Source organism: Actinomyces dentalis DSM 19115, assembly GCF_000429225.1.
GTDB lineage: Bacteria > Actinomycetota > Actinomycetes > Actinomycetales > Actinomycetaceae > Actinomyces > Actinomyces dentalis.
Window position 1 is genome coordinate 21,088 of the sequence record NZ_AUBL01000025.1, and the last position, 23,867, is coordinate 44,954.

Genomic DNA, 23,867 nt, shown 5'->3' on the forward strand with positions numbered 1-23,867 from the left:
GCCGGGCCGACGCGACCGCCGTCGGGCGCCCCGCCTTGGGCGAACTCGGGCCATGATCCCACGCCCGCCGCTCGCCGCGAGCGGCTGCGGGCGCCTAACCTGGACGGCGTGGGAACCATCGCGCTGCTGATCCTCGCCGCGCTCGTCGGCCTCGCCGTCGGCGCCGCGGCCGGATCCGCTCTCGCACGCGCCCGGCGGGAGGACCGGCGCGCCGCCGCCCTGACCGGGGACGAGTCCATCGTCCCCGTGCTGGCGGTCCTGCGCTCGACCGTCATCGTCCTGGACGAGGACGACGACGTCCTGCGCGCCTCCGCCTCCGCCTACACCTTCAACCTCGTGCGCGACGACGCCGTGAGCGAGCCGCAGGTCCGCGCCATGGTCGCCCGCGTGCGGGCCACCGGCGCGCCCGAGGACGCCGAGCTCGCCGTCGCGCGCGGCCACGTGGCCGGGGCCGGCCAGTTCTTCCTCCACGTGCGGGTCGCCGGCATCGGGCGCGGGCACGTCCTCGTCCTCGTCGAGGACCGCACCGCCCACAAGCGCCTGGAGGACACCCGCCGCGACTTCATCGCCAATATCTCCCACGAGCTCAAGACCCCCGTCGGGGCGCTGGCGCTGTTGGCGGAGACCGTCGAGTCCAACGCCGAGGACCCCGAGATCGTCCGCGACTTCGCCGGGCGCATGCGCAAGGAGGCCACCCGCCTGGACGTGCTCGTCCAGGAGATCATCGAGCTCTCCCGCCTCCAGGAGGGCGACGCCCTGGCCAGCCCGCAGGACGTCGAGGTCGACGCCGTCGTCGCCGAGGCCCTCGACCAGGTGCGCGTGGAGGCCCAGGCCGGGGGGATCACGCTCGTCGCCGGGGGGACCCGGGGGCTGCGGGTGCGCGGGGACGCGGCCCTCATCACCACCGCCGTGCGCAACCTCCTGGACAACGCCATCCGCTACTCCGAGGCCCGCACCCGGGTGAGCGTGGGGGTCGGCGTCGACCCCTCCGACGAGAATCTGGTGCGCATCGCCGTCGTCGACCAGGGGATCGGCATCGCCAGGGAGAACCAGGAGCGGGTCTTCGAGCGCTTCTACCGGGTCGACCGGGCGCGCTCGCGGGCCACCGGCGGCACCGGGCTGGGCCTGTCCATCGTCAAGCACGTGGCCGCCGACCATGGCGGCACCGTGGAGCTGTGGTCGGCGCTCGGGCGCGGCTCCACCTTCACCCTGGTCCTGCCCCGCCTGCGGCCCCAGGACCCCGGGGCCGGGACCCGGGGGGAGGAGCCCGCCGCCCGCCCGCCCGCCGCCCGCGCCCAGGACGTCCTGGCCTCCGGGGGCGCCGGCGCGGCCTTCGCGGCCCTCGCCGCGCTGTCGGGCCCCGACCCCGATGAGGACGGCCCCGATGAGGACGACTCCGGCGGCGATCCCGGCGGCGATCCCGGGGAGAGCGGCGGCCCCGCCCGGCAGGGGCCCGCCCCGCCCCGCCGGGGCGCGCGGATGCGAGCGGACCGGCCCGCCCCCGAGCAGGAGTCCGCCCCCGAGCAGGAGTCCGCCCCCGAGGAAGGGAGTCGCCCATGACCCGGATACTGCTCGTCGAGGACGAGGAGAACTACCGCGTGCCCCTGGCCTTCAGCCTGCGCCGCGACGGCTTCGACGTGGTCCAGGCCGCGGACGGGGTCGCCGCCGTCGAGGCCTTCGAGGCCGCCGGCCCGTCGGGCGGCGGGGCCATCGACCTGGTCCTGCTCGACCTCATGCTGCCGCGGCTCAGCGGCATCGAGGTGTGCCGGCGCATCCGGCGCACCTCCACCGTCCCGGTCATTATGCTCACCGCCCGGGACTCCGAGGCGGACACCGTCGTCGGCCTGCGGATCGGGGCCGACGACTACGTGACCAAGCCCTACTCCTACCGCGAGCTCCTCGCCCGCGTGAACGCGGTGCTGCGCCGCAGCCGCGGGGAGGAGCAGGAGCCCGCCGAGCCGGTGCTGGAGGTCGGCCGGGTGCGCATGGACGTCGGGCGCCACGAGGTCGCGGTCGACGGCGAGGCCGTGGCCATGCCGCCGCGCGAGTTCGAGCTGCTCGAGCTCTTCATGCGCAACCCGGGCCGGGCGCTCGCGCGCGGCGAGATCATCGACCGGGTCTGGGGCGCCGACTACGTGGGGGACACCAAGACCCTCGACGTCCACGTCAAGCGCATTCGGGCCAAGATCGAGGTCGAGCCCGGCGAGCCGAAACTGCTGATCACGGTGCGGGGAGTGGGCTACAAGCTGGCGGCCGGAACCTGAGCCTGTGAGGTAACTCCCCGGCGTTTCCGCGGGATCCCCTGATAAACTGAGGCCCCTTTACTCGACTGGAGTGACGTCACCCATGACCTTTGAAGTCGGCGAGACCGTCGTCTACCCCCACCACGGCGCGGCCCGGATCATTGATATCCGCCAGCGCAAGGTGCGCGGGGAGGAGAAGACCTACCTGCAGCTCGAGGTCGCCCAGGGGGACCTCACGATCCTGGTCCCGGCCGACAGCGTCGATCTTATCGGCGTGCGCGACGTCGTCGACGAGGCCGGGCTCAAGAAGGTCTTCGAGGTCCTCAGGGCGCCGCTGACGGAGGAGCCGACCAACTGGTCCCGCCGCTTCAAGGCCAACCAGGAGAAGATCGCCTCCGGCGACGTCATCAAGGTCGCCGAGGTCGTGCGCGACCTGTCCCGCCGCGACACCGACCGCGGCCTGTCCGCCGGGGAGAAGCGCATGCTCTCCAAGGCCCGTCAGATCCTCGTCTCCGAGCTGGCGCTGGCGGAGAAGACGGCGGAGGACGTCGCCGAGTCCAAGCTCGACGAGGTCCTGTCCTCCGGCACCGCCGCCTGACCCCTCCCTCGCCGAAACCGGCGGAAAAGACGCGCGAAACCGGCGGAAACGACATGCGAATCGACGTACGGGGGGCCTCGGACGACCCCGCAGGAGCCGACGCCGCCGCGGCCCGCGCCGGGAGCGCGACGGACGACGACGGCGCCGTCGTCGCCGTCCTCACGGCCGCGGGAGCGGGGACCCGACTGGGCGCGGGCGGGCCCAAGGCGCTCGTCGAGATCGGCGGGCGGAGCCTGCTGCGGCGGGCCGCGCAGGGCCTGGCTGACTCCGGGGTCGTCGATCACCTGGTGGTGACCGCGCCCGGCGAGCACGTCGAGCGCTTCACCGCCGAGCTGGCGGGGCTCGCCGGCGCGGGCGTTGGGATCCGGGTCGTCGCCGGTTCGAGCGCATCGCGTCAGGCCAGCGTCGCCCTCGGGCTGAAGGCGGCCCTGGAGGCCTGCCCGCGGGCCGCGGTCGTCCTCGTGCACGACGCGGCGCGCGCGCTCACCCCCCCGGAGACGGTGCGCCGCGTCGTGGCCGCCGTGCGCGCCGGGCACGACGCGGTCGTGCCCGCCCTGGCCGTGACCGACACGGTCAAGGAGGTCGGGCCCGCCGGCCCCGCACCCGCCGGCCCCGGGGACGACGCGGCCGCGCCCCCGACGGCGCGCGCCGACGTCGAGGTCGTCGTCGGCACGCCCGACCGCTCCCGCCTGCGGGCCGTCCAGACCCCGCAGGGCTTCGCCGTCGCCGCGCTCGTGCGGGCCCACGAGCTCGGGGCGGCGCGCGGCGCGGACGAGGCGCTCGCGGCCTCGGACGACGCCGGTCTGGTCGAGGCGGCCGGGGGCCGGGTCGTCGTCGTCGAGGGCGATCCGCTCGCGCTCAAGGTGACCACGCCCCTGGACCTCGCCCTCGCCGAGCTCCTCGCCGCCGGCCCCGCCCACCTTTCATCGGAACCGGCGGAAACGACGCGCGAGACCGGCGGAAATTGCGCATCCTGTGGATAACCCGGCGCGCGTCCGTACTGCGCAACGGCCCCCGCGGCGATCGCGGCGGCCGTAGGCTCATCGCATGACCCCCGCATCCCCCTCCCAGGGCGCGAGCGCAGCCGCTCCTGACTCCAACCCCACCACCCCGCACGGCAGGCTCCTGACCTGGCCGGTCATCGCCTGGGGCCTGTGGGACTGGGGGTCGGCGGCCTTCAACGCCGTCATCACGACCTTCGTCTTCACCGTCTACCTCACAAGCGCGTCCTTCGGCGACAAGGCCGACAACGAGTTCGCCCTCTCCGTGGGCCTGGCCGTCGCCGGCGTCTTCATCGCGCTCCTGGCCCCCGTCACCGGGCAGCGGGCCGACCGGGCGGGGCGCACCGTCTTCTGGCTGGGCGTCTACACGGCCGTCGTCGTCGTGATCAGCGCCATGCTCTTCTTCGTCCTGCCCGAGCCGGGCTACCTGTGGTTGGGCATCGTCCTGCTGGGGCTGGGCAATGTCTTCTTCGAGCTGGCCAGCGTCAACTACAACGGCCTGCTGTCCCACCTGGCGACCAAGGACCGGGTCGGGGCGGTCTCGGGCCTGGGCTGGGGGATGGGCTACCTCGGCGGCATCGTCCTGCTGCTCATCCTCTTCGTCGGCTTCATCAACCCCGAGGTCGGCTGGTTCGGGGTGACGCACGAGAACGGCCTCAACGTCCGGGTCTCCATGCTCGTCGCGGCGGCCTGGTTCGGGCTGTGCGCCGTCCCCGTGGTCGTGACGCTGTCGGGGGAGAAGGCTCGGCGCCGCCGCCGCGCCCTGGCCGAGGAGGAGCTGCGGGGCGGGGAGCGCGAGCTCGCCGGGCTGGAGTCCGAACCGATCGAGCCGACGGAGCCGGGCGCGCCGATTCTGCGGCCCGAATCCATCGTGGTCTCCTACCGGCGGCTGTGGCGCACCCTGGTGGCGCTCTACCGATCCCACCCGGAGGTTCTGTGGTTCCTGCTGGCGGCGGCGGTCTTCCGCGACGGCCTGGCCGGGGTATTCACCTACGGCGGCATTATCGCCCGCAACACCTTCGGCTTCTCCAGCGGCGACGTCATCGTCTTCGCCATTGCCGCCAACGTCGTCGCCGGTGTGGCCACCATCGGGCTGGGGCGGCTCGACGACGTCGTCGGGCCCCGCAAGGTCATTATCGGCGCGCTGGCGGTCCTCGTCGTCGCCGGTATGCTCATCTTCTTCCTGCACGACGGCGGAGCGCGGATTTTCTGGGTGCTCGGCATGCTGCTGTCGGCCTGCGTGGGGCCGGCCCAGTCGGCGGCGCGCTCATTCCTGGCCCGCCTCATTCCCGAGGGGCGCGAGGGGGAGATCTTCGGCCTGTACGCGACGACGGGGCGGGCCGTGTCCTTCATGGCCCCGGCCATGTACGGCTTCTTCCTCTGGATCGGGGCGCGGCTGACGGGCGGGGGCGCCGGGTACTGGGGAATCCTCGGCATTGTCTCGGTCCTCGCCGCCGGCCTGGTGCTCATGGCGCGGGTCAAGGATCCCAGCGGCCACATCTCCGACCTGGGGGACTGAACCGGGGGCCCGCGGGACTGAACCGGGGATCCGGGGCCTGCCGCCGGGCCGCCCGATACCGGTCCCTCCGCGCCCACGTCGGGGCGTGCGGTTGACGCGGCGTCGCCGACGGCCTACGCTGACCCCCGCAAACAGAAATGATCGTTTCTCTATGGGGTGGCCGGGTCCCCGGACCCGCCCGCCCGGACCCGCCCGACCCCGTCTACGAAGGACCCGATATGTTCACTCGCATCGGCCGCGCCGTGTCCCGCCACCCCGTGAGCGTCGTCGTCGGGTGGGCGCTGCTGGTCGTCGTCTCGGCCGCCCTGGCCTTCCACGGCTGGGGCGCCAGGGGCTTGTTCGAGCGGCTGGCGAGCGGCGACATCTCCACGCCCGACAGCGAGTCCGACGTCGTGGCCTCCATGACCACGTCCGACGACAGCGTCGGCGAGAGGATCTCCGTCGTCGTCCAGGGCGTCGACGTCGCCGGCGACTACGCGAGCGCCGCCGCCGCGGTCGGCGCCGCGCGCGAGGAGCTGTCCGGCCTGGAGGGCGTCGCCTCCGTGGCGGACGCCTTCGCCCTGCCCGACCCCGCCTCGCAGCAGGCGCGAGCCATGCTGTCGACCGGCGGGGACGGCTACGTCGAGGTCGTCACCCTCGACGCGGGGCTGTCCGACAAGGAGGTCGACGCCGCCAACGAGCGCGTGGCCCGCGCGGCCGAGGGCGCCTACCTCGACTCCCTGCACCGGTACGCGCCCGAGGCGAGGGTCTACGCCGTGTCCCCCGAGCTCATCGGGGACTCCATCGGCGAGCTCGTCCAGCAGGACCTCGCCCAGGGCGAGTCCGTGAGCCTCCCCGTGGCCCTCGTCCTGCTGATCATCATCTTCGGCGGTCTGCTCGCCGCCGGCCTGCCGCTGCTGGGCGCGCTCGCCTCGATCCTCATCGGCATGGGGGTGCTGTGGGGGCTGACCTTCGTCCTGGACGTGTACTCCTTCATCCTCAATGTCATCTCGATCCTCGGCCTGGCCCTGTCGATCGACTACGGCCTGCTGCTCGTCAGCCGCTACCGCGAGGAGGTCGCGATCCAGCTGGACGAGGCCGGCCACCGGGACGGCGACCTGCCCACCGGTGCGGACATGAAGGAGCTCGTGCAGCGCAGCGTCGTGCGCACCGTGGCCACCGCGGGGCGCACGGTCTCCTTCTCGGCGCTGACCATCGCCTGCTCCATCACGGGACTGCTCATCATCCGCTCGCCCATGTTCAAGACGATCGCGGTCGGGGCGATCAGCATGTCACTGGTCGCCGTGGCCTGCACGATCACGCTCGTGCCGGCGGTCATCACACTGCTGGGCGGGCGCCTGGTGCGCCCCAGCGCGCTCAGCCGGGTGCCCGGCGTCAACCGCGTCCTGCGCGCCGTCGGCGACTCCTCCTCCGACCACGGCGTGTTCAGCCGACTCTCCCACCGCGTCGTGGCGCACCCGTGGATCGTCATGCTCGTCATCGCCGCGGTGCTGGGCCTCATGGCCGCCCCCATCGGTTCGCTGCACATGCGCACCAATGTCGCGGAGTACATGCCGAAGGATGCCGCGGTGCGCACCGGCTACGACATCTTGCAGAACGACTACCCGGCGCTGGCCACGCCCACGATCAGCGTCGTGGCCCGCACCGACGTCGAGGGCGCGTCCGGACTCGTCTCGGACATCGGGGCCATGGACGACGTCGCCCATGTGAACGCCTCGGAACTGCCCGGTCACGAGGGCATGGTGCTCGTCCGAGTCATTATGGACGTGGACGATCCGGTGGGCCGGGAGGCCGTCGACGCCGTCGAGCAGATCCGGGCCCGGGACACCGGCTACCAGTTCTGGGTCGGCGGCGCGGCCGCGCAGCAGACCGACCTCATCGACTCCATGGTCGAACGCGCGCCGTGGGCCGCGCTCATCGTCATCACGGCGGTCTTCGTGCTGCTGTTCTGCATGACCGGTTCGCTGGTGGTGCCGCTCAAGGCCCTGCTCATCAACGGCTTCTCGCTCATCGCCTCCCTGGGCGTCACGTCCTGGCTCTTCGAGCACGGCCACCTGGGCCTGCCGCAGACGCCGGGGCTGCAGACCTCCATCGTGGCCTGCCTCATGGCCTTCGGCTTCGGACTGGCCATGGACTACGAGGTCTTCCTGCTGGCCCGCATCAACGAGTACTGGGAGGCCGGGCACGACAACGACGAAGCGGTCGCCCGCGGCCTGCAGCGCTCGGGGCGCATCATCACCTCGGCGGCGGTGATCATCATCGCCGTCTTCCTGGGCTTCGTCTCCGGGGAGATGATCTCCATCAAGGAGATCGGCGTGGGCCTGGCCGTTATGGTCGCCGCCGACGCCACGCTGGTGCGGCTGCTGCTCGTGCCCGCGACCATGACGGTGCTCGGCCACTGGAACTGGTGGGCGCCCGCCCCGCTGACCCGCCTGTACGGGCACTTCCGCCAGAAGGTCTGAGGCCGCGGCGGCCCGGGCCGTCGGTGGGGTTCAGCGGTTGTCGAAGTGGGAGTCGAAGGCGGCCCGGGGCGGGTCGTAGACGTGGTCGCGGGCCTACTTCAGGGCCGGGGGCGCCGGTAGTCGGTGCGGGTGGATTCTCCAGGACTTGATGCGGGCGATGGTCCGCTCTTCCGACCCGGCGAATCCGGCTGATGCTCCGATTGGCCTCCTTCGCGGCCTCGCCCGGTTCGCCGTTGGGGGGCTTCTTGTACGGGATGATCATTCCCATTCCCACGTATCCCCTGTCGTCGATCCATCCGGAGGGGTCGATTCCGTCGAGCAGTCCGGAAGACGCCTTTTCCGCGGTGAGTAGCAGTCCATTCAGGGTCCGGGTGAAGTCTCCGTCAGGACCCTGACGGCCCGCGAAACAGTGGGCTGCGACATGCCCGGGAACTCTCCGATAGCCGCCTGCACAATGTTATGGCGCAGGTATATCAGAGTCGCCCGCAACGACCCGGACAGGCCCGGGATCGGCCGTGGATGAAAGCGCGGAATATTGATGATCCTCCTCCGGCGCTTCGGCACGATCCGGGTTTTTGCAACAGATTTGTACAAACCGACGGCCGCGGACCCCTGCACGGACGGCGGCTGCGGCGATCACCGGTCCTCGGGCCGACCCGCACCGCCCCCGGCCCACGGACCACGACTCCCGGCGAGAAGGGCTCAGTGAATTGGGCGACGACGTCAAGGGGTCGACCGCATCGCCCTCACGATGGGGAAGCACCCCGAGGGTGGAGGGGCGCGCCTGCCGACGCCGGGGAAGCAGCTCAGCGGGGTGCGCCCTTCGGGGATGGAGAGGCGCGGAGGTCTTGACAGTGAGGCACCTCACGGAGCATCCTACCAAGAGGATCCACCCCGCCATCCTTCACCATCCTTAACCTCTCATCCTCATACCTCCGGAGGTCCCGATGCACTCCACGGGCCCGGTGCGCGCCTCGCGCGCCGTCGTACTGATAATTGTCGCCGCCCTATCCCTGAGCGCCTGCTCCGCGCGGACGCCCGCTTCCGGCGGAGGGGGCAGCTCGGGGACGGGCGTCTTCGGGGGCCAGGCGTCGGCGCCCGTGGCCCCCGACGAGGTTCTGGGAGTCAAGAAGGATCCGACGACGTGGTCGCTCCCCTTCGACCGGGTCTACGGCGGCCCGCTCCTGCGGCTTCAGGTCTATGCATCCGACATCTTGGTGGACCAGTGCATGTCGAATGCGGGATTCGATGACTTCGAGGTTCTGACTATATCCTCGGCGCCCTTTCCGGAGACTCAGCCCCACGGGAATGCGACGCTGTTCAATGTGGAGATCGCCCAGAAGTACGGGTACCGGATGGCCCCGGATCCGGGCTACAAGCCCTCCCGGGAGAATATCGACCTCCATGGCGGCGGCTACTACGACAATAAGCCGGAGGCGTTCAAGAATCAGTTGTACACCTGTCAGGACGAGGTTCAGCTGGAGCTGTCCGGACCGCGGCCGACGGCCGAGGTGCCGGTGGACGAGGGCGGGAACATCCCCATCGAGTCCCAACTCAACCGGTTCACGGTGGACACCTCCTCCCCGCAGCTCCAGGAGGCCGCGGCGCAATGGCGCACCTGCATGGCCCCGCAGGGGATCGCGGACCTGCCCCAGGAGCCCTGGGCGACCGAGATCCGCCGCGAGATGCCCGAGTCCCTCCAGACGAGGCTCAATTTCCAGTTGACCGGCCAGCCCAGCGCCGATGAGATCGCGGTGGCCACGGCGGACGCCCAGTGCCGGGAGTCCTCGGGCTGGACGAGTCTTCTGTACGAGGCCACCTGGAACCAGCAGGCCGCCTTCATCGCCGCCCACAAGGCGGAGATCGACACGGTGGTGGCCAATAACGACGCCGAGGCCGAGCGCATGCGCGGAATCATCAGGGAAGCGGGCGGAACCCCGTGAATCCGGTGCGCCGTCTCCTGCCGTGGGCGGCGCTGCTCGCGGGCGCGGCGCTGATCGCGGCGGGCACGTGGGTCGTCGCCCTCCGCTTCCAGTCGCCGGCCCAGCGGGAGGCCGCGGCCTCGCCGCCGCCGGCCGGGCCGGTGACCGTCCAGGTCACCCGCGGCGACCTGACCGAGCAGACCACGGTCCTGGCGACGGCGGCCCGCTCCGAGGCCGTCTCGGTCGCCGTCCCGGCCCCGGCCGAGGGCCGCGGCGTGGTGACCCGATCCGGCGCGATCGCCGGCGGCTCCGTGTCCTCGGGCGGGGCGGTCCTGTGGGTCAACAGCCGCCCCGTCATCGCCCTGGTGGGGCAGTTCGCCCTGTACCGGGACCTGTACCTGGGTGCGCGCGGCGACGACGTGCGCATGGTCCAGCAGGCCCTGGCGGACCTCGGCTACGACGTCGGCGTGGACGGGGAGCTCGGGGCGGGCACCGCCGACGCCGTCCGGGACCTGTACAGGAGCCTCGACGCGCAGGCCCCGCAGGACGCCGACGCCGGGCAGGCCGCCCCCGCGCCGCAGGCCGCCTCGCCCGCGCCGTCCGGCGACCCGACGGCGGCGCCGGGATCGTCCGGGGCGCAGGCGCAGCCGGCCCTCGTCCTGCCGGCCGCCGAGGTCATGATCGTGCCGACGCTGCCTGCGGTCGTCACCTCCGTCCCCGCCGTCGGCGCGACCGTGGACGGGCAGGCGGCGGTCGTCTTCGGCGCGCAGGAGGTCACCCTCTCGGCCTCCATGCCGGCGGGCGTCCAGGCCCGGATGACCCCCGGCCTGACCGGCACCGCCGACCTCCAGGGGCAGTCGGTGGACGTCGCGGTGGCGCAGGTGCGCCCCGCGTCCGCGGAGAACCGGCCGCAGGGGGCCGGGGAGACGGCCGCGCCCACCGCCGAGGCGGGCGTGGTCCTGCGGGCGAGCAGCGGCCAGATCCCCGCCGAGTGGATCGGGCGCAGCGACGTGCTGATCACCCTCAACCTGTCCCAGCCGGTGCTCGACGCGCTGCTCGTCCCGCAGCGCGCCGTCTCCGTCGACGCCGGCGGCACCGCCTCCGTCCTCGTCGCCCAGGAGGGCGGGGCCTTCGCGCAGGTGGTCGTGACCGAGCTGGGCTGCACCGCGGGCACCTGCGCCGTCGCCTCCGAGGACGGCCGGCTCGCCGAGGGCATGAGCGTGCGGGTCGATGGTTGAGCTCAGGATGAGCGGCGTGGGCAAGACCTACGCCGGCGAGGTCCCCCTCCGGGCCCTGCGCGACGTCACCCTGACCATCCGCCAGGGCGAGTTCATCTCCATCCAGGGCCCCTCGGGCGCCGGCAAGTCCACCCTGCTCAACCAGCTGGCGCTGCTGGACACGCCCACCAGCGGCGACTACCTGATCGACGGCGTCGGCGTGCGGACCCTGGGCGAGCGGCGGCGCGCCGTGGTGCGCTCGGAGAACTTCGCTTTCATCTTCCAGTCCTTCCACCTGCTCCAAGGCCGCAGCGTGGTGGAGAACGTGGCCCTCGGCCTGCTCTACCGGGGCCTGGGCCACCGCCGCAGGCTGCTGGCCGCCAGGAGGGCGCTCGACTTCGTCGGCCTGGGACGCAAGTCCTCCCAGCGGGTGGAGAAGCTCTCCGGCGGGGAGCGCCAGCGCGCCGCCATCGCCCGGGCCATCGCCTCCGGGGCGCCCGTCATCGTCGCGGACGAGCCGACCGGCAACCTGGACTCGCGCAACAGCGACCAGGTCATGGAGCTGCTCTCGCAGCTGAACCGGCGCGGCTCCACCGTCATCGTGGTCACCCACGACGACCGCGTCGCCTCCTACGCCTCGCGCCACCTGCGGGTCGAGGACGGCGTCGTCGAGGAGCTGGACCGCACCGCGCCCGCTCCTCACCGCGAGCTCCGGCCCGAGCCGATGCGGGGGCGCCCCTCCCGCCTGCGCGTGCGCGACGCCCTGGGCGACGTCTGGCAGGGGCTGCGCGCCAGGCGGGCCCGGTCCGCGGCCCTCATCGCCTGCGTCGCCCTGGCGGTGGCGCTGGCCACTGCCACCACGGGCCTGTCCACCACCGCGAGGTTCCAGGTGTCCGACGTCTTCGACTCGCAGCGCAACCAGCTCGTCGCCCTGGCGGCGTCCACGACCAGCGCGAACCTGGCCGAGCAGGCCCTCTCGGCGCAGTCCTCCGAGCGGCTGCGCGGCCTGGCCGGGGTGCGCGACGTCGCCGTCCTCGCCACGCACCCGTCGGTGGACGTCACGGCGCGCCCGTCCGCGCCGGGCGGCGCCCCGCTCCAGCTCGTGGGCAGCGCGTCGCAGACCCTGCCGGAGTCCCTGTTCACGGTCAGCTCCCCGCGCCCCCTGACCTCCCTGTCCGACGACGAGGTCATCGTCGGGTCGCGGGCCGCCCAGACCCTCCAGCTCGGCCCCGTCATCGCCTCGCCCGTCGTGTGGGTGGACGGCCGGCCCAGGACCGTCGTCGGCATCCTGACCGACGCCGGGCTCGACGTCGGCCTCCTGGACTCCGTCATCATGGTGGAGGCCCGGGCCGCCGACTACTCCCAGCCCCAGTACGCCTCGGTCAAGATCCGGGTCAGCCCCGGTGCCGCCCAGCAGGTGGCCGCGCAGGCGCCCGTCGCCTGGCTGCCCTCAGCCCCGCAGTCGGTGACCGTCGACGCCCCGCCGGACCCCATGACGCTGCGCGCCGAGGTCGAGGCCAGCATTCAGGCCGTCCTGTACACCCTGACCGTCGTGGCCGCCATCGCGGCCCTCACCCTGGTCACCACCATCATGGTCTCCTCCGTCATGGAGCGCACCGGCGAGATCGGGCTGCGCCGCGCCATCGGGGCCAGGCGCGTCCACATCCGCGTCCTCATCGCCTCCGAGGCGGGCCTGACCGGGCTGCTCGGGGGAGCGGCCGGCGCCTACCTGGGGATCCTGGCGATCCTCGCCATCACCATCGGCCGGGGCTGGCAGCCCGTCGTCGACTGGGCCGCCGTGCCCGCCGGGATCGCCGGGGGCGTGGCGGTCAGTCTGCTCGGCGCCGTCTTCGCCACGCATCGGGCCTCGCGCGTCGAGCCCTCCGAGGCCCTGCACCAGTAGTCCCGATCGCCCGACCGAACCGTTCCACGAAGGAAGGAGCGCCATGGCGGACCCCCGGGTCAGGAGGACGCAGCAATGGCTCAACACCACCTACGCGTCCCGCGCGGGATGGGTGCCCCTGGAGGAGGACGGACTGACCGGATGGGGCACCATCTACGGTCTGCGCCGGGCCCTGCAGGCCGAGCTCGGGATCAGTCGGCTCGCCTCCGGCTTCGGCCCGGCCACCACGAGCGCCTACAAGAACAAGATCGGTACGATCAACGCCTCCTTCAAGGGACCGCAGAACATTCTGTGCATCCTCAGCGGAGCCCTGTGGTGCAAGGGGTACACCGCCGTCACGCTCAATTCCGGGGCGTCCTTCGGCTTCGACGCCCTGGCGGGCTCCGTCGCCTCCGTCTGCGAGGCCCTCGGGCTGGGAACCGGCGCCCCGGGCGTGGACGTGAAGGTCATGGCCTCCCTGCTGTCCATGGACGCCTACGAGGTCCTCGGCGCCTACGGCGGAACCTCCGCGATCCGCGAGGTCCAGCGCTGGCTCAACGGCACTTACCGCAACCGGGAGGATTTCGCACTCGTGCCCTGCGACGGCGTGCACTCCAGATCCGTCCAGACGGCGCTCCTGCTCGCCCTCCAGTACGAGCTCGGGATGGCCGACGGCGTCGCCAACGGCAACTTCGGCCAGGGCACCAAGAGCGGTCTGAGGGCGAAGGCGAACATCTCAGTCGGCAGCACGGACATCTCCAACCGCTTCGTCAGGATCTTCCACGCCGCCATGATCCTCAACGGTCTGGACATCTCCCTCAGCATGGGTTTCACCAGCACCACCAGCTCGGTGATCCGGGAGTTCCAGTCCTTCATGGAGATCCCCCAGACCGGGGCCGGCGACTACACGACCTGGTGCACCCTGCTGGTCTCCTGCGGAGACACCACCATCGCCACCACGGGATTCGACACCAGCCACCAGCTCCTGGGCGGCAAGGCCGCCGCCGCGGTGCAACGGGGGTATACGCATGTCGGCCGGTACCTGGTGGGCGAGAACGGCAAGTACCTCTGCGCGCCCGAGATCGCCGAGCTGCGCACGGCCGGTCTTCGACTCGCGCCGATCTACCAGCGATTCAACGATGAGGTCGCGGACCTGACCCGGGCCAATGGCATGACCGAGGGCTTCGAGGCCCTGGTCCGGGGCCGGGTGCTCGGGCTCCCCGCGGAGAGCATCATCTACTTCAGCGTTGACTTCGATGCCACGGGGGACGTCGTCTCGGGCGCCGTAGCCGAATACTTCGGCGGAGTCAAGGAGATCATGGATGCCGTCGCCTTCTACAACTTCAGGATCGGGGTCTACGCCACTCGGAACGTCTGCCAGGTCATGATCGACCGCGGCCTGGCGGTCGCCGCCTACGTTTCTGGAATGTCCACGGGTTACTCCGGTAACATGGGATTCCCCATGCCCCGGGAATGGCACTACAACCAGATCATCGAACTCACTGACGATCTGGGATCCACCACCATAGACCACGTCGTGGTCTCGCGGCGGGCGCAGTCCGTCGATCTTGCCGCCGTGTCCGGTCCGCCCGTGGAGCAGGACGGCTCATATTCGGAGACGGGGTTCAATGCGCTCTTCCAATGGTACGTCGAGGCGGAGGTGCGGTGCGAGAAGCTGCTGAAGGCAATTTATGGTTCGAACTCGATCTACATTCCGATGTCCTGGCAGTTCATTCTGGGCTGGATGCGCAAGCCCACTTACTGGGGCACCAACAGTTACGGTCTGTGGTTGGTTTACACTCCGGAGGCTGACGATGCCATCATGCATGATGCTCGAGCTGCGTGCGAGGGCGCTCTTAGTCTCAATATGACCATGCCCGATACTGTGACGGATGCGGCCCACTGGGCGGTCGCCACCCTCGCCTACGCGATGTGGGACGTCAATATCGAACCTTCGGACTACACGTACGGCGACCTCGGCGGCTGGGCCCTCGACCTGTACTCGCTCTTCGGAGAATGGCAGACGAAGGCTTCCGGAGATGATCTCTTCACCTGGGTATTGAGTCATCTGGGAACGAATGAGAAGTCGTCGTTCGGGAAGGCGGATCTCCTGGCGGACGTGGATGCGTGGTTGGCGATCAAAGTGGACCCGAACCAGCCGGGTTTGCCTTTCAGGGAGCACCTGCGATCCATCTTCTCCATGTCGCCCGATGAGAGACTTACGGCATTCTTTGAAGATCGTTTCCAATCGAGTGCGGCCAATGTGGAATCCGCTTTCTCGGGAATAGCCGACGGGGTCGGTTCCGGTATTTTTAAGGAGATCGGCCTGCAACTGATGAAGCAGGTTGCGGGATTCACTTATCCTCCGACGGAAGCGGAGCGTCAGGCACTGGCATCCGCGTTCGTGGAACGACTCACTAGGGGAGTGATGTAGCAATGAAACTAGTGACGCCCTCTCGTGATACTGCGGTGCGCGGAGCCCTCGCCATCCTCCGTTTCGGAGCCGTTGCTGTCGGATGCATTCTCCTGCTGCATGCTGTCGCATGGACCGCCATGGGATATGGGCTGTCGATGGTCCGAGCCGTTGAGTCTGTTCATAACAGCATTGAGGCGCGCACCTTGAAGGGCGGTGGTGTATTCGCCCCGGAGTGGTTCTGTCGTGCGGCGGAGTATTCTCTGGGGTACTGCTTCATCCCCAAGGGCAAACCGCGCGGACGAATCGACGGAATGACCCTGACGGTGATGTTGGTGACGTTGGCCGCCATGGTTTTTCTTATCGGTTTAATGGCCGGGGCAGAGACTGTCATGCCTGACCGAAAGTGCGTATATGCGCATTGCTGGCCGCATATCTGGCAGGGTCTGGCCCTGGCCCTTCCTCTTATCGCTGCCGCAACGGTCATGATGGCTATGTCCTGCTTCGCGGACCGCATCGACGTCTGGGTGCGCCGTATCGTCCCGGCGGCGATCCAATTCGTGGGCCTGGTCCTACTCGCGCTCCTGTGGGACTACTGGTTCCTCCCCTTCTTCGCCGGGCCTCCGCCCTGGTAATCCTCTCCGACCCTGATTCGCACGAGGACAACCGCGACGCGCGCTGCGCGCCGCTCAACCCCTTCAATCAGACGAGGAACCATCATGCACTGCATCACCGGTCTGCGAACCGCGCGCCTCATTCACCTTTCCCGCCGCAGCCTTCTGACCGGGCTCGGAATCGGAACGGTCGCGCTTCTCGCCGCAACCACACCCGCATCGTGGGCTGCATCCGGCGTCACGGCAGGCCTCACCCCCGACCCCGAGACCATTGACGTGGCCACCACCGACGGCACCACCGTGGCGGTACCGGTGCTCCTGGGCGGCATCTTGACCGTATCCGGGGGCGGCCTGCCCGCGGGGACCCGGATCGCCGTCACCTGGGCCTCCGCTCTCTACGCCGTCGAGGCCGCCCCGGCGCTCACCCGCGGCACGGATGCCTTCGCCTGCTCCTTCGATGCTCCACCCTCCGATGACGGCACCACCGCCGGCGCCACGGTCGTCCTCGAAGCCGACATGCCCGAGGGCGACTACACTTTGGCGCTCGGCTCGGTGCGGGCCCTGACCTACCCCGACGACGTCATCGACCCGCCCGCCGCCACCTCCCTGACCCTGGCCCTGCCCGACGGCGACGAGCAGGTCGCCCAGGAACCCGTCGACACGGGCACGAGCACCGACTCGCTGTGGGGAGCGACCACCGGCGTCATCTGGAGCCCGGCGCGCTGGGGCGCGGGCTACCACCTGTGGAACCCGGTGGCGGTCGCCATTACCGCCACCGGCCCCTCGCCCGTGCCCGCGGGCACGACGATCGACGTGCAGGTCGATGCGGGCGCCTTCACCGGCCTGGCGGTCGGCCCGGACGGCGCGGCGGTCCAGGGCTCTGTCGTCGGCGAGGTCCTGAGAGCCTCATACCCGCTGCCGGACGCCGTCGGCGCCCAGGACGTCCTCGCCATTCCAGTGCTCGCCACGCTCGCCGACCTGAACGGCGAGCTGCCCGCCTACGAGCCCCCGCTCCTGGCCCTGACCAACGCGGAGGCCTCCAGCACGCAGCGGCTCACCGGTCTGGAGGCCGCAACCCGGGAGGACAACGCCTTCGACACCGCCAGCCGCGCCCGCTACGGCATGTGACTTGACTTGGCTCATTGTGGGGCGTTTGGTGGGCCGGGGGCTGATTCTCGTTGGAATTGTGCGGGTTGCGTGGGCGGACTTGCGCACTGGCGCGGGGGTGCGAGCCCGTACGTCCGCACGGTCACGACGGCGTTCCGGGCGGTGCAGATCGCGCACTCCTCTTCCTGGTGGGGGTCGCGCAACATCGAGCACATCGGCTCGGCCCATGACGACGCCGAGCCGGTGGCGCTCAAGGAGGTCGCCGGGTAACGGCTCAGCCCCGGCCTGTTCGTGCGTCTTTCCGGCGCCACCAGGAGTATCAACCGCGACCCGGGGGAAACGGGCCCGGACCCTGGCCGGCTGGAAGGGACATGTCGGGGCCTGTCCGACCCCGACCCCGAGCGGTCATCAGCGCCTACCACCGCCTGTGCGGCATCGAGAAGTCCCTTGCGCATGTCCAAGTCCGACCTGAGAGTACGCCCCATCTACCATCACCTACGCCAGTCCATCGAGGTCCACCCAACCTCACCCAAGCCCTCAACAACATCCACCACGACACTGAATGAGCCAAGTCGGGCGCGTCGAGCCCTCCGAGTCGCTGCACCAGTAGCCCCGACCGACCGAACCGTTCTACGAAGGAAGGAGCGCCATGGCGGACCCCCGGGTCAAGAGGATGCGCAAGGACTAGACTGACGTTGTCAACGCCTCAAGGGGTCGCCGAACATTCTGCGCATCCTCGGCGGAAACCCGTGGTGCAAGTACTGCAAGGTCTGATGGCCGGTGCGCTGTGAGACCGACGCGATGGGTGCGGGACGGAGGAGTACGGGAATATCATGAGTAAGAGAAGGGATGTCTTCTTGAAGAGCCTGCTGCGGACGTGCGCGACATCCGCGACGACAGTCCTTGTGATGTTCTGGGGATGGATTGCCGTGATCTACTTCTCGGGCCTTGACCTCATACTGGGGATTTTTGGGCTTTATGCCCTCGTCCTCGCGCCGGTCGTCGTCATCTGCGCGGACCCCCCGACTAGATGGAGGGAATCATTGGGGGTCGCCTGGATGATCCGGTCGACGGGCGTGTTCTTGGGATTCTGCCTGGCTTCGACCATGCTCATTCCGCCATTTGATTTGAACAACATCCAGGAATTTATGATCTATATCATGGGGTTGACGGCCTTTTACATAGTGCTGTGCGTCGCCCTCATAGGGCCGCGGCGGATCTTCAGGGAGATACTCGAATCCGACTACCGTCATCGGGGGCGGGCGATTGAAGCGCATTCGGGGAGCGGTGCGGACGTGGTGTACGAGGACCACTTCGATGACGTGTTCGAGGGCTTCCAGGAGGCGTCCGCGGTAGAAGTCGTGGAGGATCTTCCCGATCTCGATGCGGACGGTGGGTCGTGAAGGCTGTGCGGCGGGCGTCCGGTCGCATTTCCAGGATCGACCGGGGCGGTGTCCGGGGCCCCGGCGGGCTGAACCCCCCACTACCCGACTGACCCGATGGAGTCGTCCCACAGCAGCAGGTGCGGCGTGATGGAGGCCAGGTCCTTGACGACCACCAGGCCCGGATCGCCGGGGAAGAGCTTGGTCTCGCCGCCCACCTGGATGACCCGCAGGTCGTTGGAGCGCGCCGAGGCCGCCCCCGTGGCGGAGTCCTCGACGACGACGCACTCCTCGGGGCTCAGGCCGAGGCGCTCGATCGCCGCCGCGTAGGGCGCGGGGGTGGGCTTGCCCGGCAGCCCGTCGTCGCCGGTGACCAGTTCGACGAACACGTCGCCCAGCGCGTGGGCGACCGCCTCGACAATGGGGCGCGGGGACTGGGTGACAATGACCTGGGCCAGCCCGATCTCGTTGAGCGTGGCGGTGATGCTCCTGGCGCCGGGAAGGATCGGGGGATCGGCGCGGACGGCCGCCTCGACCCGGGCCGATATCTCGGCGAAGACCTCGGCGGTGGCGGGGTCCTGGGGCGAGGCCGTGGCGCCGGTCTCGGCGATGAGCTCGCAGGTGCGCGCAATGGACGCCCCCGCAATGCCCGCGACCTGCTCGGGGGTGACGGTCCCGCCCCGCTCCCGGCAGCAGTTGCGGAAGGACTCGTCCCACAGGGGCTGGGAGTCCATGAGCGTACCGTCCATGTCCCACAGGACGGCTCTGATATAGCGGCCGGTATTGGTCATGTCTCCTCCTGCGGGGACTCGGTCTGCGAGGACTTCTTCTGCGGGGACTCGGTCTGCGAAGATTCCTTCTCCGGGGACTCGTTCTCCGGAGGCTCTGTCTCCGGTGCGCGCTTTGGAGCGCCGTTGCGGCGGCGCTTGCGGGCCTTCTTGGCCGCCCGCTGCTCGTGCTTGGCCGTCTTCTCCCGGGCCCACTCGATCTGCTCGGCGAGCCACGCCTTGGCCGGGGCGGTGAGCATCTTGTTGTCCCGGAGCAGACCGGAGGCGCGCAGATCGATGAACTGGAGGTACTCCGGGTTGCGGGTGCGCCCGTACTGGCGCCGGGCCTCCTGGAGGTCCGAGACGACACCGGCCACCTGCCGCTCGATCATGTGGCGCCCCAGCAGCAGGAAGACCGCCAGGGCGAGGGCGACCACGCTCCCGTACCCCCTGGTCAGCGGGTAGAGGAGCCCGGCGAGCACCGACAGGCCCATGGCCGGCCCCATCATGCCGTAGGTGTAGCCCTCCGGGCGCTTGTCGTCGTAGCCGCGCGCCCACTGGCGGATCTTGGCGCGCCCGTCGGGGTCGCCGCCGTTGAACCAGTCGCGGATCCTGGTGCCCAGCCCCGCCATCAGCGCCCCTCCCCGAGAGCGCCGGCCCGGGCCCCGGGCCCGAGGATGGAGTCGACGAGCTCGGCCAGGGAGCCCGCGGTGCGCTCGCACGCGGCGGTGACCTCCGCGGGGGACCAGGGCAGGGCGACGGCGTGGTCGGCGACGGCGTGCATGGGGATATCGTTCCACGAGTCGCCGATCGTCCAGGTCTCCACGCTCTCGCCCGGGTGGGGACCGTCGGGGCGGGTGAGCCAGGCGATCAGGTCGTTCAGGCCCGTGCCCTTGGTCGCCCCGGCGGGAATGACGTCGAGGAACTCCTGGTTGCGCACCACCTCGAGCTGCTCGCCCCAGCGCCCGGCGAGGTCGGCGACGATGCGCTCGCGCACGTCGTCGTCGCGCACCCGCATGGGCACCCCGATGAAGCGGTGCCCGCTCATCTCCCCGGGCGTCATGGGGACGAACACCTGGAGGATCGGGGAGATCTCGTGGTAGGTGTCCGAAATGATGTAGTCGGTCTCCAGGGTGGTGGCGAAGACCGTCAGCCCGTCGATCCCCTGGAGGGACATGACGATCTCGTGCGCCAGGCCGTCGGGCAGGAAACGGGATGTCAGCACGCGGTAGTCGCCGTCGGCGAGCACCGCGCCGGTGAAGGCGACCGCGTAGTCGAAGGCGACGCCCTCGGGTTCGAGGGTGTCGCGGGTGGCGAAGACGGACTTGCCGGTGTCCACCACGAGCAGGTTCCCGGCCGCCCTCCACCGCCTCATGGCGTCGAGGTCGGCGGGGGGGACCTTCCGGTCGAACAGGATCGTGCCGTCGAGATCGGTGGCGATGAGCTGGGGCATTTATCTGTACTCCTCGGATTTCCGGGTGCTGGTACGGCCGTGGCCCGGGGCGGACGGGGCCGCCGGGAGGGTGTCCCCGGCGGCCCCGTCGGTGCCCGCGGCGCGGCGCGGCGTCACCCCAGGAAGCCGGTCCAGGCGCCCAGGATGCCGATGGCGAACATGCCCATGATGATCCACAGGGCGTTGATCTTCTTATTGAGCAGGTACATGCACGCGAAGGTCAGGCCGAGCGCGGCGGCGCCGGGCAGCAGGTTGTCCAGGATGTTCTGGAGGGTCGTCACGGTGACGATCCCGGTCTTCTGGTCGGTCGCCGTGGAGACGACGAGGGGGAACTTGATGGTCGTCCACTTGGAGACCAGGGCTCCCATGACGAACAGACCGGTGATGGCCGCGATCTGCGTAATGCGCTTGAGCTGGCCGCCGCCGACCTCGGTGACCATGGCGGTGCCGCGCTCGTAGCCCAGCCTCAGGCCGTACCAGCGCACGAGGACGCGGATGACGTTGATGCCGAAGAAGTAGACGAGCGGGCCGAGCCAGGAGCCGGTGGCCGCCAGGGATGCGCCCAGGGCCCCCAGCACCGGGCGGGCGGTGCCCCAGAAGATGGGGTCGCCGACGCCGGCCAGCGGCCCCATGAGGCCGATCTTGACGTTGGTGATGGTGTCGTCCTCGATGCCCTCGCCCTTGGCGCGCTGCTCCTCCATGGCGGCGGTGACGCCGAAGACGACCGAGGAGATCCACGGGTGGGTGTTGTAGAACTCCAGGTGGCGCTTGAGCGCGGCCGCCTGCTGGGTCTTGTCGTCCGGGTAGAACTTCTTGATGGCGGGCATGAGGGTGATGCAGAAGCCGATGGCCTGCATGCGCTCGAAGTTGAAGGACCCGAGCAGGAAGGTGGAGCGCCAGTACATGCTCCGCAGGTCCTTGGTGGTGAGCATGCGCTCGGGGGCGGAGGTGTTCGCCTCGGTGGTCATGATCGTGCTTCCTTCCGCGTTCAGTCGAGCTCGTCGTCCAGGTCGTCATCGAGGTCGTCGTCCGAGCCGCCACCGCCGCCCGCGGCGACGGGCTGGGGCAGCCGCACGGCCTCGTGGAACTCGGGGTTGAGCTGGACGTAGATGAAGGCCAGGCAGAGGCCGAGGATGCCCAGGGCGACGAGCGTGACGCCGGTGGGGACGGTGCTGACGACCCACTTGGACAGATCGCCCCACTGACTCAGGTCGTGCCCGCCCTTCGGGTCGGCGATCGATCCGCTCCCGGCCATTGTGGTGGAGAAGGTGGCGACGACGAAGCCGATGAAGAAGAACGGCATGAGCTTGCGCGCCTTCATCATATTGATGACCATGGCGTAGCCGACGACGACGATGAAGCCGCCGGCGATATGCAGGCCGTTGGTGATGACGGCCGGAATGGCCTTGAGGGCTTTCTCCACGCTGTCGCCGGAGGCGAAGAAGGCGACAGCGGCGGTGGGCACGGCCACGCGCAGGCCCTGGAGGGACAGGGCGATGAAGTGCATGACCTCGATGCCCCGCATATTGGCCCGGTCGGCGAGCCTGTCCACCCGGTGGGCGAAGAAGACGTTGACCGTGCGCACGAAGATGGTCAGGGCCTGGCCCGCGACGGCCAGCGGAACCGCCACGGCGATGGCCTCGTCCCGGGACTGCCCGCCGGCGATGGCGATGACGGTGGACACGGTCGAGGCCAGGGCGGCGTCGGGGGCCATGGCGGCGCCGACGTTCATCCAGCCCAGGCTCAGCAGCTCCAGGGCCCCGCCGACCATAATGCCGGTCTTCGGGTCGCCCAGGGCCAGGCCGGTGAGGGTGCAGGCGATGATCGGACGGTAGAACATGCGCTCGTCCAGAACGGAGTCGCAACCGGCCAGGAAGGCCACGAGTGTCACGAGGATGATCTGGACCATGCTGATATCTTGCATGAGTCTGCTTTCTGCGGATATGACGGGAGAGGGCGGGAGGATGATCACCGGACGGGCCCGGGAGCTCTCGGCGTCGGCGCTCCTCCTCGAGCGCCATCGCCGCGGCCCGGTCGCGGCGATGGCGCCACGACCGGGCGGGCGTTTTTCAGGAGATGAAGCCCTTGGACTTCAGGGCCTCCATGAGATCCGAGCGGCCGGTCGAGGGGACCTGCTGGATGTACTGGGTGATGCCGCGCTTGTCGATCTCCTGGAAGGCCTTGGCGTCCTCGTCCGAGATGTAGACGGCCTGGGACAGGGCCTTGGTGCCCTGCTTGAAGGTCATGCCGCCGACATTGACCTCGTCCGCCTTGACGCCCAGGTCGAGCAGCCGGACGACGTCCGCCGGGGTCTCCACGACGATGACGGTCTTGAGGCTGGCGTACTTCGGGTTCTTGTAGACGCGGGCGGCCTTCTCCACGCCCAGGACGTGGACCTTGACCTTGCCGCCACCGGTCTGGAGCATGAGCGTCTTGCGCAGCTCGTCATTGGCGGCGCCGTCGGACACCGCGAGGATGGCCTCGGCCCCGAGGGTCCCCGCCCAGTTGTTGGCCACCTGGCCGTGGACCAGGCGTGAGTCGATGCGCAGGAGCTTGATATCCATCAGAGCTCGTCTCCTTCGTCGTCGGATTCGGTGGTGGTGGGGGTGAAGATCTCGGAGAGGACCTTGACGCCGCCGGCTCCGGCGGTCCGGGCCGTCTCGACCAGCTCGGGCAGGGTCCCGCCGATCATGCGGCGGCCGAGGACCTCGATGAGCATGGGCAGGTTGACGCCGGTGACCACGTCGGCGTCCTCGCGCTGCGCGGCGAAGCGGGCCGCCGCGTTGTACGGGCTGCCCCCGAGCAGGTCCACGAGGATCAGGTAGTGGTCGCTCGAGGACTTCTCGACGGCGGCGGCGTACTTGGCGAGCAGGTCGTCCGGGCCCTCCGAGGGGTCGAAGGTGACGGCGACGAGGTCCTCCTGGGGGCCCGCGATCATGGCGGACGAGGCGATCAGCCCCTCCGCCAGATGACCGTGGGCGGCGACAATGACAGCGACCATGGGCGCTCCTTAACTCCTTGGTGTGTCGGTGCGATCCGGGATCGGATCGCACCGCGGCGCGCAGGGCCGACGGAGAGGCGCCGTTGACCCCGCGGGGATACTGTGCAATTCAATTGCTAGAACCTTATCTGCAAGGCATCCCGCGCCATAATACGTCACATCCCGCCGCGTCGCACCTCCGAACGGGAAGTCAGTAAAATCGACGGACAAGTCGTCTGACGTCAGAGGGGTGTGGAGTCCCGGCGGAGTCGTCCTGCGGCCCGACGGCGTCGGACCGCGGCGCCCG

General features: G+C 70.0%; 21 protein-coding genes and 1 pseudogene. 14 read left to right on the forward strand and 8 right to left on the reverse strand.

The window, feature by feature from the left end:
* Positions 1-108 precede the first annotated feature (108 nt).
* From G446_RS16415 to G446_RS0106770, 10 genes are all read left to right on the forward strand, one after another.
* Complete coding sequence (locus G446_RS16415; protein ID WP_084779056.1) at positions 109-1,560, forward strand: sensor histidine kinase; 1,452 nt, start codon at positions 109-111, stop codon at positions 1,558-1,560.
* Positions 1,557-2,264 (forward strand): winged helix-turn-helix domain-containing protein, encoded by a 708-nt coding sequence (locus tag G446_RS0106725; protein ID WP_026409585.1) that lies wholly within the window; start codon positions 1,557-1,559, stop codon positions 2,262-2,264. The genes G446_RS16415 and G446_RS0106725 overlap by 4 nt, the downstream gene beginning before the upstream one ends.
* A gap of 82 nt (positions 2,265-2,346) precedes the next feature.
* On the forward strand, positions 2,347-2,841 hold the full coding sequence (locus tag G446_RS0106730) for a CarD family transcriptional regulator (RefSeq protein ID WP_026409586.1): 495 nt from the start codon (positions 2,347-2,349) through the stop codon (positions 2,839-2,841).
* A 53-nt stretch (positions 2,842-2,894) separates the two neighbouring features.
* Positions 2,895-3,824 carry an IspD/TarI family cytidylyltransferase gene (locus tag G446_RS16420; protein ID WP_084779057.1) on the forward strand — a complete coding sequence of 310 codons (930 nt, stop codon included), beginning with the start codon at positions 2,895-2,897 and terminating at the stop codon, positions 3,822-3,824.
* A gap of 64 nt (positions 3,825-3,888) precedes the next feature.
* Complete coding sequence (locus G446_RS0106740) at positions 3,889-5,361, forward strand: MFS transporter (RefSeq protein WP_026409587.1); 1,473 nt, start codon at positions 3,889-3,891, stop codon at positions 5,359-5,361.
* Positions 5,362-5,579: 218 nt separating this feature from the next.
* Positions 5,580-7,823 carry an MMPL family transporter gene (locus G446_RS0106745; protein ID WP_026409588.1) on the forward strand — a complete coding sequence of 748 codons (2,244 nt, stop codon included), beginning with the start codon at positions 5,580-5,582 and terminating at the stop codon, positions 7,821-7,823.
* Positions 7,824-8,770: 947 nt separating this feature from the next.
* Positions 8,771-9,766 carry a hypothetical protein gene (locus tag G446_RS18670; protein WP_051285727.1) on the forward strand — a complete coding sequence of 332 codons (996 nt, stop codon included), beginning with the start codon at positions 8,771-8,773 and terminating at the stop codon, positions 9,764-9,766.
* Positions 9,767-9,771: 5 nt separating this feature from the next.
* Entirely contained in the window at positions 9,772-10,983 is a 1,212-nt protein-coding gene (locus G446_RS18675) for a peptidoglycan-binding domain-containing protein (RefSeq protein ID WP_156916552.1), read from the forward strand.
* A complete protein-coding gene (locus tag G446_RS0106765) occupies positions 10,976-12,865 on the forward strand; it encodes an ATP-binding cassette domain-containing protein (protein ID WP_084779058.1) in 1,890 nt (629 codons plus the stop codon). Before G446_RS18675 ends, G446_RS0106765 begins: the two co-directional genes overlap by 8 nt.
* Before the next feature lie 43 nt (positions 12,866-12,908).
* Positions 12,909-15,278 carry a glycoside hydrolase domain-containing protein gene (locus tag G446_RS0106770; RefSeq protein ID WP_026409592.1) on the forward strand — a complete coding sequence of 790 codons (2,370 nt, stop codon included), beginning with the start codon at positions 12,909-12,911 and terminating at the stop codon, positions 15,276-15,278.
* Between the two features lie 160 nt (positions 15,279-15,438).
* Here G446_RS0106770 and G446_RS19865 read toward each other — a convergent pair whose 3' ends face one another.
* Entirely contained in the window at positions 15,439-15,609 is a 171-nt protein-coding gene (locus G446_RS19865; RefSeq protein ID WP_156916553.1) for a hypothetical protein, read from the reverse strand.
* Positions 15,610-15,751: 142 nt separating this feature from the next.
* Here G446_RS19865 and G446_RS19870 point away from each other — a divergent pair, with 142 nt between their 5' ends.
* From G446_RS19870 to G446_RS0106790, 4 genes and pseudogenes are all read left to right on the forward strand, one after another.
* Positions 15,752-15,892 carry a hypothetical protein gene (locus G446_RS19870; RefSeq protein ID WP_156916554.1) on the forward strand — a complete coding sequence of 47 codons (141 nt, stop codon included), beginning with the start codon at positions 15,752-15,754 and terminating at the stop codon, positions 15,890-15,892.
* A 255-nt stretch (positions 15,893-16,147) separates the two neighbouring features.
* On the forward strand, positions 16,148-16,999 hold the full coding sequence (locus tag G446_RS0106780) for a hypothetical protein (RefSeq protein WP_156916555.1): 852 nt from the start codon (positions 16,148-16,150) through the stop codon (positions 16,997-16,999).
* A 267-nt stretch (positions 17,000-17,266) separates the two neighbouring features.
* A pseudogene (locus G446_RS21525) lies at positions 17,267-17,503 on the forward strand (IS1634 family transposase); the annotation flags it as partial.
* A gap of 308 nt (positions 17,504-17,811) precedes the next feature.
* A complete protein-coding gene (locus G446_RS0106790; RefSeq protein ID WP_026409596.1) occupies positions 17,812-18,381 on the forward strand; it encodes a hypothetical protein in 570 nt (189 codons plus the stop codon).
* 80 nt (positions 18,382-18,461) lie between these two features.
* On the opposite strand, the gene G446_RS0106795 is transcribed toward G446_RS0106790, so the two are convergent.
* The 7 genes from G446_RS0106795 to G446_RS0106825 all read right to left on the reverse strand — a co-directional run bounded on the left by G446_RS0106795 (position 18,462) and on the right by G446_RS0106825 (position 23,581).
* The gene (locus G446_RS0106795) at positions 18,462-19,151 is read right to left on the reverse strand and encodes an HAD family hydrolase (RefSeq protein ID WP_026409597.1); all 690 of its coding nucleotides are present in this window, start codon (positions 19,149-19,151) and stop codon (positions 18,462-18,464) included.
* Positions 19,148-19,759 carry a hypothetical protein gene (locus G446_RS0106800; RefSeq protein ID WP_034469503.1) on the reverse strand — a complete coding sequence of 204 codons (612 nt, stop codon included), beginning with the start codon at positions 19,757-19,759 and terminating at the stop codon, positions 19,148-19,150. The genes G446_RS0106795 and G446_RS0106800 overlap by 4 nt, the downstream gene beginning before the upstream one ends.
* The gene (locus G446_RS0106805) at positions 19,759-20,580 is read right to left on the reverse strand and encodes an HAD-IIB family hydrolase (protein ID WP_026409599.1); all 822 of its coding nucleotides are present in this window, start codon (positions 20,578-20,580) and stop codon (positions 19,759-19,761) included. Before G446_RS0106805 ends, G446_RS0106800 begins: the two co-directional genes overlap by 1 nt.
* 113 nt (positions 20,581-20,693) lie before the next feature.
* Entirely contained in the window at positions 20,694-21,548 is an 855-nt protein-coding gene (locus G446_RS0106810) for a PTS system mannose/fructose/sorbose family transporter subunit IID (RefSeq protein WP_026409600.1), read from the reverse strand.
* Positions 21,549-21,568: 20 nt separating this feature from the next.
* Complete coding sequence (locus G446_RS0106815; RefSeq protein WP_034469506.1) at positions 21,569-22,504, reverse strand: PTS mannose/fructose/sorbose transporter subunit IIC; 936 nt, start codon at positions 22,502-22,504, stop codon at positions 21,569-21,571.
* Between the two features lie 145 nt (positions 22,505-22,649).
* Positions 22,650-23,144, reverse strand: a complete 495-nt coding sequence (locus G446_RS0106820; protein ID WP_026409602.1) for a PTS sugar transporter subunit IIB — start codon at positions 23,142-23,144, stop codon at positions 22,650-22,652.
* Positions 23,144-23,581 (reverse strand): PTS sugar transporter subunit IIA, encoded by a 438-nt coding sequence (locus G446_RS0106825; RefSeq protein WP_026409603.1) that lies wholly within the window; start codon positions 23,579-23,581, stop codon positions 23,144-23,146. The genes G446_RS0106820 and G446_RS0106825 overlap by 1 nt, the downstream gene beginning before the upstream one ends.
* Between the last annotated feature and the right edge of the window lie 286 nt (positions 23,582-23,867).

Excerpts from the sequence above, each read along its gene's own strand:
- G446_RS0106725 (WP_026409585.1), top strand. The coding sequence starts at position 1,557 with ATGACCCGGATACTGCTCGTCGAGGACGAGGAGAACTACCGCGTGCCC.
- G446_RS0106730 (WP_026409586.1), top strand. The coding sequence starts at position 2,347 with ATGACCTTTGAAGTCGGCGAGACCGTCGTCTACCCCCACCACGGCGCG.
- G446_RS16420 (WP_084779057.1), top strand. The coding sequence starts at position 2,895 with ATGCGAATCGACGTACGGGGGGCCTCGGACGACCCCGCAGGAGCCGAC.
- G446_RS0106740 (WP_026409587.1), top strand. The coding sequence starts at position 3,889 with ATGACCCCCGCATCCCCCTCCCAGGGCGCGAGCGCAGCCGCTCCTGAC.
- G446_RS0106745 (WP_026409588.1), top strand. The coding sequence starts at position 5,580 with ATGTTCACTCGCATCGGCCGCGCCGTGTCCCGCCACCCCGTGAGCGTC.
- G446_RS18670 (WP_051285727.1), top strand. The coding sequence starts at position 8,771 with ATGCACTCCACGGGCCCGGTGCGCGCCTCGCGCGCCGTCGTACTGATA.
- G446_RS0106765 (WP_084779058.1), top strand. The coding sequence starts at position 10,976 with ATGGTTGAGCTCAGGATGAGCGGCGTGGGCAAGACCTACGCCGGCGAG.
- G446_RS0106770 (WP_026409592.1), top strand. The coding sequence starts at position 12,909 with ATGGCGGACCCCCGGGTCAGGAGGACGCAGCAATGGCTCAACACCACC.
- G446_RS19865 (WP_156916553.1), bottom strand. The coding sequence starts at position 15,609 with ATGGCGGCCAACGTCACCAACATCACCGTCAGGGTCATTCCGTCGATT.
- G446_RS19870 (WP_156916554.1), top strand. The coding sequence starts at position 15,752 with ATGTCCTGCTTCGCGGACCGCATCGACGTCTGGGTGCGCCGTATCGTC.
- G446_RS0106790 (WP_026409596.1), top strand. The coding sequence starts at position 17,812 with ATGAGTAAGAGAAGGGATGTCTTCTTGAAGAGCCTGCTGCGGACGTGC.
- G446_RS0106795 (WP_026409597.1), bottom strand. The coding sequence starts at position 19,151 with ATGACCAATACCGGCCGCTATATCAGAGCCGTCCTGTGGGACATGGAC.
- G446_RS0106800 (WP_034469503.1), bottom strand. The coding sequence starts at position 19,759 with ATGGCGGGGCTGGGCACCAGGATCCGCGACTGGTTCAACGGCGGCGAC.
- G446_RS0106805 (WP_026409599.1), bottom strand. The coding sequence starts at position 20,580 with ATGCCCCAGCTCATCGCCACCGATCTCGACGGCACGATCCTGTTCGAC.
- G446_RS0106810 (WP_026409600.1), bottom strand. The coding sequence starts at position 21,548 with ATGACCACCGAGGCGAACACCTCCGCCCCCGAGCGCATGCTCACCACC.
- G446_RS0106815 (WP_034469506.1), bottom strand. The coding sequence starts at position 22,504 with ATGCAAGATATCAGCATGGTCCAGATCATCCTCGTGACACTCGTGGCC.
- G446_RS0106820 (WP_026409602.1), bottom strand. The coding sequence starts at position 23,144 with ATGGATATCAAGCTCCTGCGCATCGACTCACGCCTGGTCCACGGCCAG.
- G446_RS0106825 (WP_026409603.1), bottom strand. The coding sequence starts at position 23,581 with ATGGTCGCTGTCATTGTCGCCGCCCACGGTCATCTGGCGGAGGGGCTG.